Consider the following 16,529-nt stretch of genomic DNA (forward strand, 5'->3'; position numbering starts at 1 on the left):
TCAGCGCGGCGGCGTGGGCGGTCCGGAAGGCGGCGCGCCGGGGGTGCCCGGGGGCGGCTCGGCGCCCTTGCCGTTGCTGACGTTGATGACGACCACGCCGTTCTTGACAGTACGGCCGCTCGGGTCGGTGCCCGCGGCGGTGCCGGCCGGGCATTCCGAGTCGACCTCGGTCGAGCTGATCACCGGGTAGAAGCCCGCGTTCTCGAGCCGGTTGCGGGCGCTGCGCAGCGAGTCACACTCGACGTTCGGGATGCGGCGCTGGTCGCCGTAGACCAGTTTGCGGTTCTCGGGACGCTTGAACTGGACGTACGGGCGGTCCTCCATGTAATCGGCCAGCGTGCGGTAGACCGCCGGGTTGACCTGGTCGTGGCGCAGCCTGTCCTTGTGTGCCTGGTAGTCGGGGTTGACCAGGTAGCCCGCGACGACCAGCGACGTCGTGCCGGCGATCAGCGAGGCAGTGCGGTCCCGGTCGGTCGTGCCGGTCTTGCCGAACACCGGGCGGTCGACGGTGCCGCGCACCGCACGGGCCGTCGCGCCCTGGCAGCTGCCCGTGCGGGCGCGGTCGCCGACGGGGCAGCGCGCCGCGTCGACCGCCGCGCGGGCCACGTCGACGCTGGTCGCGCGGACGCAGTGCGGCTTGCCGATGTCGAGCTTCTCGTTGTCGCGGGTGGTGATCTGCTCGATCGGGGTCGGCTCGCAGTACATGCCGTCGGCGGCCAGGGTGGCGTACGCGTTGGCCATGTCGAGCGGGGTGGTGGCCGAGACGCCCAGCGTGAACGCGCCCCACTGGTGCGAGTAGCCGGGTGAGGCCAGCTTGGCGTCGCTGGGGTCGCGGAACTTGATGCCGAACCGCTTGGCCACGTCGACCACCTTGTCGGCGCCGACCCGCTCCTCGAGCGGCACGAAGTAGGTGTTGATCGAGGAGCCGAAGCCTGTCCACATGTTGTAGACACCCTCGCCGCCGCCCCCGGAGTTCTGCGGGCACCAGAAGTGGGTGCCCGCGCAGGCCGAGTCGCTGCTGCGCTCGACGATGTACTTCGACCGGAAGACCTTCTCCGCCTTGATCGTGTAGTGCAGCGGGTAGCCCTTCTCCAGCGCCGCGATCAGCGTGAAGATCTTCATGACCGAGCCGGCCTGATAACCCGTGATGTCGCCGCCCCCGCTGAGCAGCGGGTTCACCGTGTTCGGGTAGGACGACTTGACCTTCTGCCGCCGTTTCGCCGGGTCGGACGAGAGCGGGTTCTTCGAGTTGTCGAGGCTGTACTTACGGTTGGCGGCGAGCACCTTGACCTTGCCGGTACGGGGTTCGACGGCCGCCAGGAGCAGGGCGTTCTTGTTCTTCTCCTTGATCAGCTGGGCTATCCGGTCGCGGGCCTGGCCGGTCGCCTTGAGGTCGATCGTGGTGGTGATCCGGTAACCGCCGCTCTTGAGGCGGCGTTCCCGGTCGAACTCGGTCGCGCCGAACTCGGGCCGCTCCATCCACCAGCGGTAGAAGAAGTCGCAGAAGAAGCCCCAGGTGTTGTTGGCCACCGAGACGCAGCCGTTGCCGACCGGCTGCACCTTGCGCGGGATCGCCTCTTTCTTGGCCGCCTCGCCCTGGGCCGCGGTGATCGCGCCCGCCTCGACCATGCCAGGGATGACGTAGTTGTTGCGGCGCTGCCGGATCTCGTCGTAACCGTTCTTGGTGGTCGGGTCGTAGAAGGACGGCGCCCGCACGACGGCGGCGAGCAGCGCGGCCTGACCGATCGTGAGGTCCTTCGGCTTCTTGTTGAAGTAGACCTTGCCGGCGGCGAAGATCCCGTACGTCGCCTTGCCGAACGGCGCCATGTTCAGATAGCGCTCGAGAATCTCGTCCTTGCTGAACTTCTTCTCGACCTGCATGGCGTACTTGATCTCGGTGACCTTGCGCTTGTTGGTGTCCTCGGTCGCCTTGACCACCTCGGTCGGGCTGGTCGCGGAGTACGCCAGCGACATGCGCACCCACTGCATGGTGATCGTCGACGCGCCCTGCTTGGAGTCCGACTTGCCGCTGTTGTTGACCACGGCGCGGGCGACACCCTTGAGGTCGACGCCGTTGTGGTTGTAGAAGTCACGGTCCTCGGCAGCGATCATGGCGGCCACCATGTGCGGCGAGATGTCCTTCAACGGCACGTCGCTGCGGAACTCGTCGTAGAACTGGGCGATCTGCGTCTTGTTGTCCGACGCGTAGACCCGGGTGATCTGGGGGGACGCGAAATCCTTGAGCTCGCCGGGGAGGCTGGCGAAGGCGTCGCCGCCCGCCTTGGCCGTGAGCCCCGACACGGCCGCCACCGGGAACGCCGCCGCGGCCACCACGACCCCGGCCACCAGCCCGCATGTGAGCAGCGCGAACACGTTGAAGAAGATGTTGTGATCACGCCTGCGGAACCAGGAACTCACCGAACCACCCACCCGTGCCTCGTCCGTTGTCACCCGAAGCGAGCCCCGTCTATTTCACCCCGCCGTGTCAAGCCGTGCGCTCGCATGCCGGTCGTTCGGCCGTCACATTGAACCTCACGGGGCCATGCCACCGACACCCCGCCCACCCGGTCGTTACCCGGCGGGGCCGAGCCAGTACCAACCGTCGCCGACTGTCCAGCGCGCCTGGCACGGGTCGCCGAAACAGTCGAACGTGGACTCCCGCTGTACGGGGGCGAGCCGGGCGTAACCGGCGCCGCCGTCCGGAATGCCGGCCACCCGCAGGAGGAACAGGGCCCCCGGAGCGTCGCCCCGGTCCTGCGACAGCCCGGCCGCGGGAGCATCACCGCGATCCTGCGACAGCCCGGCCGCCGGAGCATCGCCACCATCCTGCAACAGCCGAGCCGCGGTAGCGTCGCCGCGATCCTGCGACAGCCGGGCCGCGCGGCCGTTGACCGAAAGTCCGCGAAGATCGCCGGGCAGATTGGCCCCGTAGTACTCGGCGGATTCCAGCCGGCCCTGCTCGTCGAGCGCGGCCACCGCGGCGAAGTCGTCACGGTGCATCCGGTAGTAGCCGTGCACGTAGATCCCGTCCCACTCCGTGCGGGCGACCAGGGCGGCCGAACCGAGCCCGGCCACCAGCACGACAATCGCGACCAACCGGCGCCGTCTCCGCAGGGCCGAAACGACCACCACAACCGTGACCGTCCCGGCGACGACCCAGGCGCCCCACGTGAGAAACACCGCGCCGATCCAGATGAGGTTGAGCAGCAGGATCTCGAACAGCCGCACAAGGACGAGCAGAATCCACCCGAGCCCCACCCCGGCAACCGGCCGCCACCGCTTCACCGCGCCATCATGAGCGACCCCTACAAGACCAGCCCGGCCCGCGCCTGCCCAAGCCCCGCCCACGCCGCCGCCGAAGCTCCGCCTGAGCCCGACCAGCCCGCCCAACACCCCCGCCCAAGCCCCGCCCGAGCCCGACCAGCCCGCCCAACACCCCCCGCCCAAGCCCCGCCCAACGCCCCCGCCGGGCACGTCCAACGCCATCCACCGTCCTCGCCTGGGGCGCCCGTCCAACGGCAACCCGAAGTCCCAACGCCCGTCGAGCGTCCCGTCTGACGTCCCGATGCGCCGTCTCAACGCTCCGTCCAGGACGGGCGTTCAAAACGCCCCCGCCCAACGCGCCATCCGACACCCCCGCCCAACGCGCCCCGACACCCCCGCCCAACGCGCCATCCGGCGCCCCGACCGACGCTCCCGACCGGCGTCCCGTGACGACCGGCGAGGGAGGAACCAACCCACCCAACGTCAAGCCCGGCCCGCGTGTCGTTCCGGCCCCGGCCCAGCGGCCCGTCACACGTCCTTGTTCAACGCGCTGTCCATTGCCGTCCGGCTGAGTGCCCGTTGATCGCGTCGTCCACAGTCGGCGGCCGACCTCGGCATGCACGGCCGAGGTGACGCGCTGAGCCGAGCGGGCGGGACGAGAGTTCGCGCGAGCGGCTGGACCCACGTACGGGGAATGGGACGGCCCTGCTATTGGGCGGCTTCGACGAAGAGCAGGGCGGCGCTGATCAGAATGATCACGGCGGTCGCGAAATGGATGCCGTAGGCGACGGCCCTGGTGCCGCCGTTGCGCAGGACTATCAGCATGTCGCCGAGCGGAACCAGGGCGACCACCAGCATGAACCAGGCCTCGGCCAGCACCCCGCCCCCGAACAGCACGGCCAGCCCGACCAACCCGTAGGTGAGGTCGCGGACGCCCTTGACCGAAAGATAGGCGCCCGCCGGCGAGGAGACGCCGTAGCCGGTCGCGGCGACCTCGGGAGAGAGCAGGAAGCGGATGCCGATGAAGATGATGAACAGATTGATGACGATGGCCAGGCCGTAGGCCAGAACAGCGAGCATGACAGCTTCCTCTTTGCTAGCAGCGCTAGATGCGTGGTCGACGCTAGCACGGTCGTCGACAGAAGTTCTAGTGATGCTAGTATTGCTGCCATGGCGATACGGGAGCGTCGGGAACGTGAGCGCGAGGACAGGCAGCGGCTGATCATCAAGGCCGCTCGTGAGCTCGCCGAGACCCATGGGGGGTGGGAGGTGGTGACCACACGGCGGCTGGCCGAGCAGATCGAGTACAGCCAGCCGGTGCTCTACAGCCACTTCAAGGGCAAGGACGAGATCATGGCGGCGGTCGCGCTGGAGGGTTTCGCCGAGCTCGGCGCCTCGATGCGGGAGGCACGGCAGGTTTCACCGGCTGCGGTCGCGCTGGCCTATGTCGCGTTCGCCGAGGCCCGGCCTGTGCTTTACGAGACCATGTTCACCAGCCCGGTCGAGCTGACCTTCGCCAGCCCTGAGACGCCGGCGCCGATGCGGGAGGCCTACGACGAGCTCCGCGAGGCGGTGCGCACCGCAGCCGGCGATGGCGATCTCGACGACGAGACCGAGGTCCTGTGGGCGGGCCTGCACGGGCTGGTCATGCTGACCCGGGGCGGCCGTCTGCCCCCGGAGTCCCGCGCCCGGCGTCTCGAGCTGCTGCTGCGCCGCTTCGGCCTGAGCCACGAGGGCGCCATGACCTGAGCCTCCTACCGCGAACACCGCAGCACAGGCCACGGACGGCACCGCCGCACCAACCACGAACGCGCAGCCCAAACAGGGAACGGCACCGCCGCACCAACCACGAACGCGCAGCCCAAACAGGGAACGGCACCGCCGCACCAACCACGAACGCGCAGCCCAAACAGGGAACGGCACCGCCGCACCAACCACGAACGCGCAGCCCATATAGGGAACGGCACCGCCGCACCAACCATGAACGCCGCGGCACAGCCGTTGGTGCGCTGCGACACGCCCATGCGCCGCATGACGCGCCACGAAGCCGTGGTAGTGCGGGCCTGAGTCGAGAGGGTCGTTGCGGTACACACGACGAAGGCGCTGAGGCGTACGCCGTGGGGGTTTACGGCTGTTCGGGGAACGTAGTTATGTCGTCGAGGCCGGCGATGGTCAGCACCGGGGCCAGCAGCCGGTTGGAGATCAGGCGGAGGTGGTCGACGTGGGGGAACAGGGCGGCCAGGCCCGCGCTGTCTATGTAGTCGACCGCGGTGAGGTCGACGGTGAAGGCGCCGCCCGCGTCGCGGCTGGTGTCGGTCAGGGCTGCGGCGAAGGAGGCGGAGTTGCTCATGTCGATCTCGCCGGCTGCCGTGAGCACGACGGCGCCGTCCGAGGTCCGGCCGGGGGTCAGGGTGAGTGGTGTGCTCATCGGGGGATCCTCGTTTGCAGGCCGACGATGGTGCCGGTGGCGCCGGTCGTCACGGTTACCTCGGTCATCATCGCCCGCATCAGGCTCAGCCCCCGGCCCCGGTGCGGGTTGGCGCCGGGCTGCGGGGTCTTCCACAGGCCGCTGTCGGTGATGGTCAGGTGCAGGTCGTTGGCGGTGGCCGCCGCCCGCAGCCGGATCAGGCCGCCGGGGAGCTGGCGGTGACCGTGCTCGATGGCGTTGGCGCAGGCCTCCCCCGCCGCCACCAGGACGTTCTGGGTGGTGGTGGGGTCGATGCCGCAGCGGGCCAGCCAGCCGCGGAGCATGGAACGCACGGTGGCCAGCCGGGTCGCCTCGGCGGGGAACTCCACCTCGAGCGGGCCGGGGTGACGGTAGAGCAGCAGGGCCACGTCGTCGTCGTAGCCGGTCTCGGGGGCCATGCTGTCCATCACCACCGACGCGAGATCCTCCAGAGTGGCCGACCGGGCCCGCTGCACGGCGTCCGCCGCGCGTTTGATGCCGGCGGTCAGCGGCTGGCGGCGGCGTTCGACCAGGCCGTCGGTGTACAGCAGCAGCGTCGCGCGCGCCGGCACCCGGTAGCGGGCCTCGGGCCGGGCGGCCGCCGAGTGCACGCCCAACGGCCGCGACCGGCCCTGGTCGAGCAGGTCGGTCTCGCCGTCGGCGTGGGTGACGACGGCCGGCGGGTGGCCCGCGCTGGCGTACGTCAGCTCGCCGGACGCCGGGTCGAGCACACCGCAGAAGACCGTCGCGCACATGGCGCCGGGCAGCTGCACGGCGAACCTGTCGAGGGCCGTCAGGGTCTGCGCGGGGTCGGTGTTCTGCAGCAGCAGGGCCCGGCAGGCGCTGCGCAGCTGGCCCATCACGGTGGCCGCTTGCAGACCGTGCCCGACGCAGTCGCCGACCACGATGCCGATCCGGCCGTCGGCCAGCGGCACCGTGTCGTACCAGTCGCCGCCCACCTTGAGCGGGCGGGTCGCGGGCGCGTAGCGGACCACAAAACCGGCCGGCAGCTGGGCCGGGCCGAGGATCGCCCGTTGCAGGGCCAGGGCCGTCTCACGCTGCTGGTCGATCTGATGGATGCGGTGCAGTCCCTGGCCCAGGTGGCCGGCCAGCAGCGCCAGCAGGGTCTGGTCCTGCTCGGTGAAGGGGCGTTTCTCGGCCAGTTCGATCCGCAGCACCATCGCGCCGTCGGGGTGTTCGAGTGCTATCCCGGCGCCGCCGGCCTGTTCGGCGACCGGGGTGAGCAGGGGTTCGTCGCGCAGGACCAGCAGCGACTGACGGCGGCGTTCGCTCAGACCGTCCCAGCGGGCGGGGCCGTCGGTGGTGAGCACAGCGGGGTCGGCGCCGTCGCCGAAGACGGCCGCGAACACCCGGGTCGCCTGCCACAGCTCCTTGAGCGCGGGCAGCACCCCGGTCAGCGCGCCGGCCACGCTCTCGGCCTGCGACAGCCGGACGCTCAGCGCCGCCACCGCGCTTTCACGCTGCACGGCGTAGTGCTCGGCGGTGACGTCGCGGAACGTGCCGACGATGACCCGGCGGCCGGTGTCCGGGTCGACGACCTGGTTGAACGCCGCCGCGACCCACAGCCGGTGGCCGTCGCGGTGTTTGACCGGGATCGTGTAGCTGCCGTGGCTGCGCTCCATCAGCAGCTCGAACGCCTCGGTCACCTGCTGGTGGCCCTCGGGGTCGGACTCGCGGTCGGGCCACCACGGATGCGTCGGCACGTACGGCAGACCTTCGGGGCCGAAACCGATCAGGTCGGTGAACGTCGAGTTCATCTCGATCACGGTGCCGTCCTCGTCGCAGACGAAGAACGCCTCCTGCAGCGAGTCGATCAGCGCCGTGCGCCAGCGGGCGTGGTGGTTGCGCAGCCGGGCAAGCTCCACGTTCGCCCGTACGCGGGCCAGCAGCTCGGCCGCCGAGAACGGTTTGACCAGGTAGTCGTCGGCGCCGGCCTCGAGGCCCTCGATGGAGGCTTCCTGCCCGGCGCGCGCCGACAGCAGCAGGACGGGGGTGCCCGCCGTACGGGGATCGGCTCGCAGAGCCCCGACGAGCTGGAGCCCGTCGAGGCGGGGCATCATCACGTCGCTGACGATCAGGTCGGGGTTGCGCAGCCGGGCTGCCTCAAGAGCGGCCTGGCCGTCCGGGACCGCCTGAACCGAGTGGCCGGCCGTGCGCAGCAGCCGGGTCAGATAGTCGCGCATGTCGGCGTTGTCGTCGGCGACCAGCACCGTCGCCGGCCGTCCGGAGGCCGCGGCTTCGGAGGCGCCCGGCGGTGTCTCAACAGCGGTGGGCGAGGAGGCGCCGGACGAGGAGGCTTCGGGAAAGTGGACGCCCGGAAGCCAGCGCAACGCCTCTTCGACGTACGGGTCGACGGCCGACGACAGCCGCGCCTCGCCGCCGGCCGGGGTGACGGCGTCGGGCGGCAGGTGGTCGGCGCCGAACCGCAGCCGGATGGTGAACGTGGTGCCCGCGCCGAGCACGCTGGTCGCCGTGATGGTGCCGTTGTGCAGTTCGACGAGCTCCTTGACCAGTGCGAGACCGATGCCGCTGCCCTCGTTGGACCGCGAACGCGTGTTCCCGACACGGTGGAAGCGCTCGAACAGCTGCGGCATCTCGTCTTCCGACACCCCGACCCCGGTGTCGGCCACCGTGACCACGGCGGCTTCGCCCTCAGCCCGTACGGCGACGCGCACTCCCCCGGTGAAGGTGAACTTGAGCGCGTTGCTCAGCAGGTTGAGGATGACTTTTTCCCACAGGCCGCGGTCGAGATACACCGGCTCGGGCAGCGGCGGGCAGTCCACCTGGAACGCCAGCCCGGCCCGCTCGATCGCCGAACGGAACACGCTGGCCAGGTCGGCCGTGGCCGCCGCGAGGTCGACCGGGGAGAAGTGGGCCTGCATGCGGCCGGCCTCGATGCGCGAGAAGTCCAGCAGCGTGTTGACCAGCTTGCCCAGCCGCAGGCCGTTGCGGTGGATGACGTCGAGCTCGGCCCGGACGGCGTCGTCGGTGATGTCGGTACGGCCGCGCAGCTCGTCGACCGGGCCCATGATCAGCGTCAGCGGGGTGCGGAACTCGTGGCTGATGTTGGAGAAGAACGCCGTCTTGGCCCGGTCGAGCTCGGCCAGTTCCTCGGCCCGCCGCTGCTGCGCCTGATAGCTGCGGGCGCTGCCGATGCCGGCCGCCAGGTGACCGGCGACCAGCTCGATGAACCCGCGGTAGGCGTCGTCGAGGACGCGGAAGCGGTTGAGGCCGGCCACCATGAACCCGTACGGGATGTCGCCCTGCTGCAGCAACGGCACGAGCAGGGCCTGGACCGGGGGCTCGTGCAGGTCACCGGGCGGCAGCTCGGCGGGCAGATCCACAACGATCGGCTCGCCGTGCGACACCGCCGCCGCGGGCCACCGCGTCGGGTCGGCGAGGGGGTGCTCCGCCGGCAGGCCCGTGCTGCCGGCCAGCCGGGGCACGCCGTCGTCGAACATGTAGGTCAGCGTGAACGGCAGGTCGTTCGGGTTGCGGGCGAGCTGGGCAGCGGCGAACGCGAGCACCTGCTCCTCGGTGCGGATGACGTTGGGGTCCGACCCGAGGTCACGCAGCGTGGCCATCCGGCGTTCACCGATGACGCGTACGGTGTCCTCGCTGACCACGCAGAGCATGCCGACCAGATCGCCGTCGTCGTCGCGCAGCGGGCTGTAGGAGAACGTGTGGTACGTCTCCTCTCGGTAGCCGGAGCGCTCCAGGAACAGCAGCAGCCCCTCGTCCCAGGTGGCTTGGCCGGTGTCGAGCACGCTCAGGATGCGGGGGCCGATGTCGTCCCAGATCTCGGCCCAGACCTCGCTGGCGGGGCGGCCCAGCGCCCACGGATATTTGCTGCCCAGGGTGTCGTTGCGGTAGGCCGCGTTGCAGAAGAACGTCAGCTGCGGGCCCCACGCCATCCACATCGGGAAGCGCGACGACAGCAGGATGCTGACCGCGGTGCGCAGGCTCTGCGGCCACTGCGACGGCGGCCCGAGAGGCGTCTGCTCCCAGGCCACGGCCATGAGGTCACGGCCGACATCACCGCCACCCGCGAACACTTCCGCGCCGGCGGCCGTTTCCTCCCCACCCATGGTGCGAGCACTCCCGTTTCGTCGACCGCGTCACCAGGCCCGGCGCTTTGTCACATCGCACGATACTGAACGACCGACGTTCTGATGTCCTCCGGGCGGCTCGCCCTATACCCGGATCCGTGACGCTCACACCGCTTTCCGCCGCCTTTGCCTGACGCGGCGAACGGACCCCGGCACCGGTCGGGCCCGGGCGGGCGACGCTGACACCAGCGGGGCGGGCGACACTCACACCGTTCGGGCGGGGCCGGATGCGTGACGCAGGGCGATCAGAGCGGCGGCCAGAAGCAGAATTCCCGGTACGGCGGGCCAGCGCGCCAGCTCCACGATCAGCACGGCCGGGTACGGGAGCGGCGGGGTGGCTACACCGAGCAGGTCGAGCGTCGTCTGGGCGAGCAGCGGGACGAGCAGGGCCACCCCGACCACGGCGGTCTCGCGAATCACCGTACGCGAACGTGGGGTTTTGCCCGTTGCGAGGCGTCCTGCCCGCACTGTCAGCCAGGCGCCGAGGGTGGCCCCGGCCAGGCCCGCCAGCACCGTCAACGTCGTGACCCACCAGGCCTGCCGTTTGAGCACGACGGTCCAGCCGGGGTAGACCTCCAGCGCGACGTCGCCCTTGACAGCGGTGAAGGCGTACGAGTCGGGCAGGCCGTCCGTGGTCTGCCAGCCGGCGGCGGACGCGCGGGCCCGGGCGGCGGCGGTGTCGAGCGCGACCGGGCTGCGCGGCACGACCATCGGCGGGTGGGTCTCGCGGGCCATCAGGACGCTGCGCCAGGCGGGCGCCTCGTCGGGGAACGGGTCGAGGTCGGCCTGCAGCGGGACGCCGGGATGGACGACCTGGGCCGCGGCGATCGGATCGGGGTCGGCCTGCGCGGATTCGGCGGCGGAGCGGGCGGCCAGGGCGGCGGGGAGGCCGAACAGGACGGCCCCCAGCAGGGCGAGCAGGTATTTCATGCGGACGCCTCCTCGGGTCGGGGCGACCGGCCGGCGACCGCGGCGGTGATCAGAGCGACAGTCAGGAGCAGGAAGCCGAGCAGGCTGCAGCCGAAGCCGTAGGTGACGGAGAGCCACCAGAACGGCGCGCCGGGCGGGCCGCCGCTGAACGGCTCGTAGACCATCGCGGCCAGCCCGAGCACCGACTGCGGCAGCAGCAGGACCAGGGCGAGCACCGCCGGTTCGCGCGACAGCGAGCGGGTCACACCGCCGGCTTGCTGGGTGCGGCGCGAGACCCAGCCGGTGACCAGCCAGCCGATCAGGGCGCCGGCGAGCAGGCCGGGGAGGCCGGCCAGGGTGATCCAGCCGGGGGTGAGGCGGTTGAGCTCGGCCTCGGCGTGGAACGAGCCGGGCGGGGTGCCGACGACGTCGGTCTGGGTCTGGACGCTGAGCGCCAGGCCGTCGCGGGTGGCCGTGAAAGCGCGGCCGGTGTCGTCGATCTCGCCGGTGGCGATCATCGTGGGCCCGGTGACCTCGGCCTCGCCGACCTGCCAGCCCGCGGCGACGAGACGTTGCTGCGCCTGCGCCGTCCAGGCCGGGTAGTCGCCCTCGACGAAGTCGCCGGGGCCGATCCAGAGGGTGGTGAACGCGAAGTCCTCGTCGTGGCCGGAGAGCAGCACCTGGCCGAAGTTGCGCTCGGAGACGTCGACGAACAGGCCGTCGCCGGCGGGCTCGGAGCTGGCCTCCAGCCCCGGGAACAGGGCTTGCTCGATCGCCTCGAGCCGGGTGCCGGTCGGGTAGGCGGGCGCGAACTCCCAGGCCAACCGGGCCGCCACCGCCGCGCCGACGAAGCCGGTGACCAGCGCGATCAGGGCGGCCAGCACGACCACGCCGCGGCTGGCGGGGCGGCCCAGACGGGCCCGCAGGCCGTGGCGCAGCAGGTTGAACGCCTCGCGGACGCCGGGGCGGGAGCGGCCGGCCTCGGCGAACGTGTCGAGCAGCTCGCCACGGCGGCGGCCGGGCGGGTAGGCCCGCACGAGCAGGCGATACGCGCGGCTCATGCCGTTGCCGGCCGGGTGGCGAGCGGCGTCTCCGGCCGGGTGGCGAGCTGGATCGACGCCGTGCGAACGTTGCGCTGAAGCCGGGCCGTCTCGGCCTCCAGCGCGGCCACCCCGCCCTCGGTGAGCCGGTAGTAGCGCCGGTCGCGGCCGTCGACCTTTTCGTCACGGTCGACCGCGACCAGGCCCTCGGCGTGCAGCCTGTCGAGGGCGGCATAGAGGGTGCCCGCCTGGAGCGTGACCTGGCCCTCGGAGAGAGCGGCCACCTCCTGGATGATCCCGTAGCCGTGCCGGGCCTGCTTGACCAGCGCGGTGAGAATCCAGAAGGTGGGTTCCCGCATCGGCTTCGTTTTCGCCATGCGAGGCAATATAAAGATGATCTGAGTATGCGTCAATCGACGCGCGTGGCGCCCATGTTCAGATAGACATCGGGGCGGCGCGACCGGGTCCACAGTCCGAGCGCTACGGCCACGGCGATGACCAGCAGGTGGATCCACGGCAGCGAGTTGATGACCGTCGAGGTGGTGCCCGTGATGGCCTCGTAGTTGGACAGCGCCAGGGTGGTGGCGGTGCCGACGCCGACGGTGGCCAGCGCGGGCGCGACGGTGTACTTCCAGCCGTACTGCTTGCGGCGCAGGAAGAAGACGAACACGGCCAGCGAGGTCACGGTGATCAGGCTGAGGATGCCGACCGCCCCGACGCCGGTCAGCGACGTCGACAGGTTGATCAGCGGGTCCAGGCCGGCGACGGCGAACCCGAGCATGAGCAGGGTCATCACGCTGAAGCTGGTGAGCCCGGCGACGGTCGGCGACTTCCAGCGGGGGTGCGTCCGGGTCAGGGGACGCGGCATGAAACCGTCACGCGCCAGGGCGTACAGGTAACGGGAGGCCGCGTTGTGGAACGCCAGCACGCCCGCGAAGGCGCTGGTCACGATCAGGATCTGCAGCAGGTCGGTCCAAGCCTGCCCGACGAACGTGGTGCTCAGGCCGAACACGTAGTTGCCGGGGTCGGCGCCCGCCTGCTCGACACCGCCGCCGGCGATCAGCGCCCACGAGGTGACCACGAAGAACAGGCCGACGCAGAGCACCGCGCCGTAGGTGGCTCGGGGAACCGTACGGTCGGGGTCTCTCGCCTCCTCGGCGTAGATCGCGGTGCCCTCGAAACCCTGGAACAACGAGAAACCGTAGATGAGCGCGACGCCGAGCGAGCCGGTGGTGAGGATCGTGCCGGGCGAGAACGCTTCGAGGCTGAACGCGCCGGCGCCCTGGCGGATCAGGATCGCGACGTCGAGCACCAGCACGGCGACACCCTCGGCGATCAGGGCGACGCCCAGCACCCCGGCGGCGACCGTGATGCGGAACCAGCCGAGCAGGCCGACGATCACCATGGCGGCCAGGCAGCACAGCCACCACGGCACGTCGATGCCGAAGAACTGGTCGAGCGAGAGGTTGGCGAAGAAGCCCAGCGCGCCCAGGGTGGCGGTGCCGACGCAGAGGTACGCGGTCAGGGCCACGTACGCGGCGGGCAGGCCGGCCAGACGTCCGAGGCCTTTGGTGATGAAGGCGTAGAAGGCGCCGGCGTTACGCACGTACGGGACCATGCGCGTGAACCCGATCGCGAACAGCAGCAGCGTGAGCGCGACGATGACGAAGACGCCGGGGGTGCCCGCGCCCACGCCGAGCGCGATCGACAGCGGAATGAGCGCGACGGCGCCGGCGGCCGGAGCCACCGCTGCCATCACCATGAAGACGAGGTGGCCGGCGCCGAGAGTGCCACCGGCGAGGCCGGCCGCACGTGCGCCTGATGTTTCTGTGGTGGTCGCCATCGGGTCACCGTGGCAGACGCGCTGAGCTGCGCCGATGGGCCGGTCCGGTCAGCGGTCCGGAAATCGCGGCGAGCACGACCTGCCCGGCGGCCAGGGCCGGCATCAGCGCGCTGTGACTCGCGTGGCCCTCGGCGTGCAGCACGAGCATGAGGCAGCCGAGCACGATCATCGTCACGCGGTCGCCGGGCGACGTACGGCCACGCCAGCCGTGCCGGGAGCAGACCGCGCAGACGATCGACACCGCGAGCATGGGCGCGGCCGCCGCGCCGGTCGAGGCGACCAGCGCGGCGTGCACGAGGAGGCAGACCACCGACAGCGCGGCGGCGGCGCGGGCGATCAGTGGCAATGCTTCGCCTCGGACGCTGGCACGTCGAGCGCCGGGTTCTTGTCGAAGAAGTTGACCGGCAGCAGGTGGAAGCCGGCCTTCTCGACCGGCATGACCGGCCAGTCCTCGGCCCGCGGGATGTGGGTGACGCCGAGCGTGTGCCACAGCACCACGTCCGTGTCCTCGGTGGGCCGGTCGGCGGCGGTCCAGCGGGGCAGGCCGTCGCCGGAGCGGCTCTGGTTGGGGTACTCCCCCGCCGAGCGCATCTCGCCGGGCCGGTACGGGGTGACCCACATGTTGCGGGTCGCGAAGCCGGCCCGCTGCGCGATCAGCGACGGCGGCTGGGCCAGCATGGTGGCCGAGCTCCAGCCGGGCAGGAACTTGTAGCCGACCGGCATGCCCCACCGGTTCTTCTTGCCACGGTTGACGACCGTCCAGTTGCGCGAGCTCTGGGTGCTGGTCACCCAGTCGCCCGCGTTCTCCCGGTCGATCACGGTTTTCCGTACGCCGATGGCGTTGCCGTGCGGGTTCTCCGGTCCGACCGGCACGGCGTACGCGTCGTTCTGCACCACCGTGTTCTGCCAGCCGTCGACCTCCATGTCGAGCCGGAAGGAGAAGAGGTGCTGGTGGTACGTGCCGACCAGGTTCGTGCTGATCGGGGTGCCGTGCGGGGTGGGCTCGCCGTCCTCGACCGCCCGGGTCTGCACGATGCCGAGCAGCTTCACCTCCATCTGGATCGAGGCGTCCTGGTAGAAGTACCAGAAGAAGCCGTAGTGATAGTTGCCGACGGTGGCGATGAAGCTGACCACCAGGCGACGGGAGCGGCGCACGTCGACCTTGCCGGTGACCCAGTCGGTGTGCTTCCAGAGGATCCCGTCGTCCTCCTCGTGGATGCAGATGGCGTTCTGGATCGTGGCAGGCTCGCCGTCCTCGCCCGCGAGCACCGCGTCCATGTAGACGATCTCGCCCAGGCAGTCGCAGCCCAGACGCAGCGAGTTGGCCAGTTTGCCGAGCCCGAACTCGCCGACGTCGAAGGCGCTGCGCCAGAAATGTTCCGACGACGGGTCCCCGTACGGGACCACCATCTCGGACAGAGAGGCGCGGTGCACGACCGAGCGGTAGTCGTCGCCGTCCTGGTACTCCACGGCGTGCAGCACCAGGCCCTCGAGCGGGTGCATGCCGATCCGCAGGCGCCACTTCTGCCAGCTCAGCTCGGGTCCGTCGAGCCTGAAGCCGACGCCCGCGGGCTGGGTGATCTCCAGGGGCGCGACGTCCGTACGCAGGGGCTGGTTGGCGTCGGCGGTGTAGTTGCACAGGTCCGGGTTCATCGGCCGCACCCCGAAGTCGTGCACGTCGACGACCCGGCCGGCGGTGAGGTCGACGATCGCGATGACGCCCTCGATCGGGTGGGCGTAGCCGTTGTCGTCGGGGAACTCGCGGTAGTACGAGACCGAGCCGCACATACGTTTGCCGTCGACCGGGACGCCGGCCATGTTGCCCACGCCCCAAGGGTCGATCTGCACCTTCGCCAGGTCGGTTATGCCCCGCTTGGCCAGCGCCTCGACATACCGCGGGTCCTGCTTGATCAGCTCGGGCGCGCGCTCGAACTCCTCGAGCAGCACGGGGGCCGAGCCGTCGGTGATCTCGGTGACGCCGGCCAGCTCCTCCTTTTCGAGATCAACAACGACGTCGTACGTGCGGGCGGTGTCGCGGTCGAGGATCATGGCCCGGGCCCGGCGGGTGACGGGCTCGCCGGCGCGCAGCGCGTACTTGTCCGGCTCGTCGGTGAAGACGGCGCTGAACCCCGGCCGGTCGCCGCCGATCCTCTCGCTCCGGACCACCGACGCGACACGGCGGATCTCGTCCGCGGTCAGGGCGTCGAACAAAGGGTTGCGCATGGTGTGAGGTCCTCTCTTTCTCGAACCCCACCGAACACGCTTTTCCGTACGGAATCTCTTCCACGGTCCGCTCAGTGGGCCGTTTTCCAGAGGACCAGCACCTCGCGCAGTTCTGCCAACGCCTTCTCCGCACGCTCGTCGGAGCCGTAAACGAGATGTTGCAGCACGAGACCGTCGAGCGCGGCGAAGACCAGAGCCGCCCGGATGCCGCCGGGGTCGTCGATCCCGAGGTTTGCCAGAGTGCCGGCGACCTGGGCGATGTAGTGGTCGTACAACTCGGCCACGGGCGCCGTCTCGCCGTCGCCGCGGGCCGCGCGAAGCAGGAAGTCGACCTGCAGCAACTGCCTGTCGCGGGCCTCGTTCATCAGCCGTACGAGGTTGGCGCCGAACGCCTCGGGGCTGTCGGCCAGCAGGTCGGCCTCGGCGGCGTCCCGGCGGGCGGCCAGCTCGAACGCCTCGGTGAGCAGGGCCTCACGGGTGCCGAAATAGAAGCGGACCAGGCTGTGCGAGGTGCCGACGAGCGCCGCGACCGACCGGTAGGTGACCTTGTCGTGCCCCTCGGCGCCCGCGATGTGGATGGCGGCGTCCAGCAGACGGTCACGTATGGGAGTTTTCTCCCTTTGCCGATCGCTCATTTCCCAGAATTTACATTGCGGTCTGGACTTGCGCCGCCC

The 16,529-nt window shown here is 70.6% G+C and carries 13 protein-coding genes; 1 reads left to right on the top strand and 12 read right to left on the bottom strand.

The features are described from left to right. From C8E87_RS40840 to C8E87_RS40850, 3 genes are all read right to left on the bottom strand, one after another. Entirely contained in the window at positions 1-2,418 is a 2,418-nt protein-coding gene (locus C8E87_RS40840) for a penicillin-binding protein (protein ID WP_133878694.1), read from the bottom strand. A 153-nt stretch (positions 2,419-2,571) separates the two neighbouring features. After that, positions 2,572-3,285 carry a hypothetical protein gene (locus C8E87_RS44100; RefSeq protein WP_166661445.1) on the bottom strand — a complete coding sequence of 238 codons (714 nt, stop codon included), beginning with the start codon at positions 3,283-3,285 and terminating at the stop codon, positions 2,572-2,574. A 687-nt stretch (positions 3,286-3,972) separates the two neighbouring features. Beyond that, complete coding sequence (locus C8E87_RS40850) at positions 3,973-4,344, bottom strand: DUF4267 domain-containing protein (protein WP_133878695.1); 372 nt, start codon at positions 4,342-4,344, stop codon at positions 3,973-3,975. 90 nt (positions 4,345-4,434) lie between these two features. Here C8E87_RS40850 and C8E87_RS40855 point away from each other — a divergent pair, with 90 nt between their 5' ends. Beyond that, on the top strand, positions 4,435-5,013 hold the full coding sequence (locus C8E87_RS40855) for a TetR/AcrR family transcriptional regulator (RefSeq protein ID WP_133878696.1): 579 nt from the start codon (positions 4,435-4,437) through the stop codon (positions 5,011-5,013). A gap of 376 nt (positions 5,014-5,389) precedes the next feature. Here the strand turns inward: C8E87_RS40855 and C8E87_RS40860 are convergent, their stop codons facing one another. From C8E87_RS40860 to C8E87_RS40900, 9 genes are all read right to left on the bottom strand, one after another. After that, positions 5,390-5,692: an STAS domain-containing protein gene (locus tag C8E87_RS40860; protein ID WP_133878697.1), complete on the bottom strand. Its 303-nt coding sequence runs from the start codon at positions 5,690-5,692 to the stop codon at positions 5,390-5,392. Further along, positions 5,689-9,819 (bottom strand): SpoIIE family protein phosphatase, encoded by a 4,131-nt coding sequence (locus tag C8E87_RS40865; RefSeq protein ID WP_133878698.1) that lies wholly within the window; start codon positions 9,817-9,819, stop codon positions 5,689-5,691. The genes C8E87_RS40860 and C8E87_RS40865 overlap by 4 nt, the downstream gene beginning before the upstream one ends. A 225-nt stretch (positions 9,820-10,044) precedes the next feature. Beyond that, the gene (locus tag C8E87_RS40870) at positions 10,045-10,770 is read right to left on the bottom strand and encodes a hypothetical protein (RefSeq protein ID WP_133878699.1); all 726 of its coding nucleotides are present in this window, start codon (positions 10,768-10,770) and stop codon (positions 10,045-10,047) included. After that, positions 10,767-11,810: a hypothetical protein gene (locus C8E87_RS40875; protein ID WP_133878700.1), complete on the bottom strand. Its 1,044-nt coding sequence runs from the start codon at positions 11,808-11,810 to the stop codon at positions 10,767-10,769. Before C8E87_RS40875 ends, C8E87_RS40870 begins: the two co-directional genes overlap by 4 nt. Further along, entirely contained in the window at positions 11,807-12,166 is a 360-nt protein-coding gene (locus tag C8E87_RS40880; protein ID WP_239080571.1) for a PadR family transcriptional regulator, read from the bottom strand. The genes C8E87_RS40875 and C8E87_RS40880 overlap by 4 nt, the downstream gene beginning before the upstream one ends. 32 nt (positions 12,167-12,198) lie before the next feature. Beyond that, positions 12,199-13,632, bottom strand: coding sequence for an APC family permease (locus C8E87_RS40885; RefSeq protein ID WP_133878701.1), 1,434 nt, complete (start codon positions 13,630-13,632; stop codon positions 12,199-12,201). A 4-nt stretch (positions 13,633-13,636) separates the two neighbouring features. Beyond that, positions 13,637-13,978: a hypothetical protein gene (locus tag C8E87_RS40890; protein WP_133878702.1), complete on the bottom strand. Its 342-nt coding sequence runs from the start codon at positions 13,976-13,978 to the stop codon at positions 13,637-13,639. Further along, positions 13,969-15,855, bottom strand: coding sequence for a primary-amine oxidase (locus C8E87_RS40895; protein WP_133878703.1), 1,887 nt, complete (start codon positions 15,853-15,855; stop codon positions 13,969-13,971). The genes C8E87_RS40890 and C8E87_RS40895 overlap by 10 nt, the downstream gene beginning before the upstream one ends. Positions 15,856-15,926: 71 nt before the next feature. Continuing rightward, positions 15,927-16,490, bottom strand: a complete 564-nt coding sequence (locus C8E87_RS40900) for a TetR/AcrR family transcriptional regulator (RefSeq protein ID WP_133878704.1) — start codon at positions 16,488-16,490, stop codon at positions 15,927-15,929. Between the last annotated feature and the right edge of the window lie 39 nt (positions 16,491-16,529).

The sequence above is a fragment of the Paractinoplanes brasiliensis genome, from assembly GCF_004362215.1.
Lineage (GTDB): Bacteria > Actinomycetota > Actinomycetes > Mycobacteriales > Micromonosporaceae > Actinoplanes > Actinoplanes brasiliensis.

Coding starts and splice junctions, on each gene's coding strand:
- C8E87_RS40850 (WP_133878695.1), bottom strand. CDS start 4,344: ATGCTCGCTGTTCTGGCCTACGGCCTGGCCATCGTCATCAATCTGTTC.
- C8E87_RS40855 (WP_133878696.1), top strand. CDS start 4,435: ATGGCGATACGGGAGCGTCGGGAACGTGAGCGCGAGGACAGGCAGCGG.
- C8E87_RS40860 (WP_133878697.1), bottom strand. CDS start 5,692: ATGAGCACACCACTCACCCTGACCCCCGGCCGGACCTCGGACGGCGCC.
- C8E87_RS40865 (WP_133878698.1), bottom strand. CDS start 9,819: ATGGGTGGGGAGGAAACGGCCGCCGGCGCGGAAGTGTTCGCGGGTGGC.
- C8E87_RS40870 (WP_133878699.1), bottom strand. CDS start 10,770: ATGAAATACCTGCTCGCCCTGCTGGGGGCCGTCCTGTTCGGCCTCCCC.
- C8E87_RS40875 (WP_133878700.1), bottom strand. CDS start 11,810: ATGAGCCGCGCGTATCGCCTGCTCGTGCGGGCCTACCCGCCCGGCCGC.
- C8E87_RS40880 (WP_239080571.1), bottom strand. CDS start 12,166: ATGGCGAAAACGAAGCCGATGCGGGAACCCACCTTCTGGATTCTCACC.
- C8E87_RS40885 (WP_133878701.1), bottom strand. CDS start 13,632: ATGGCGACCACCACAGAAACATCAGGCGCACGTGCGGCCGGCCTCGCC.
- C8E87_RS40895 (WP_133878703.1), bottom strand. CDS start 15,855: ATGCGCAACCCTTTGTTCGACGCCCTGACCGCGGACGAGATCCGCCGT.
- C8E87_RS40900 (WP_133878704.1), bottom strand. CDS start 16,490: ATGAGCGATCGGCAAAGGGAGAAAACTCCCATACGTGACCGTCTGCTG.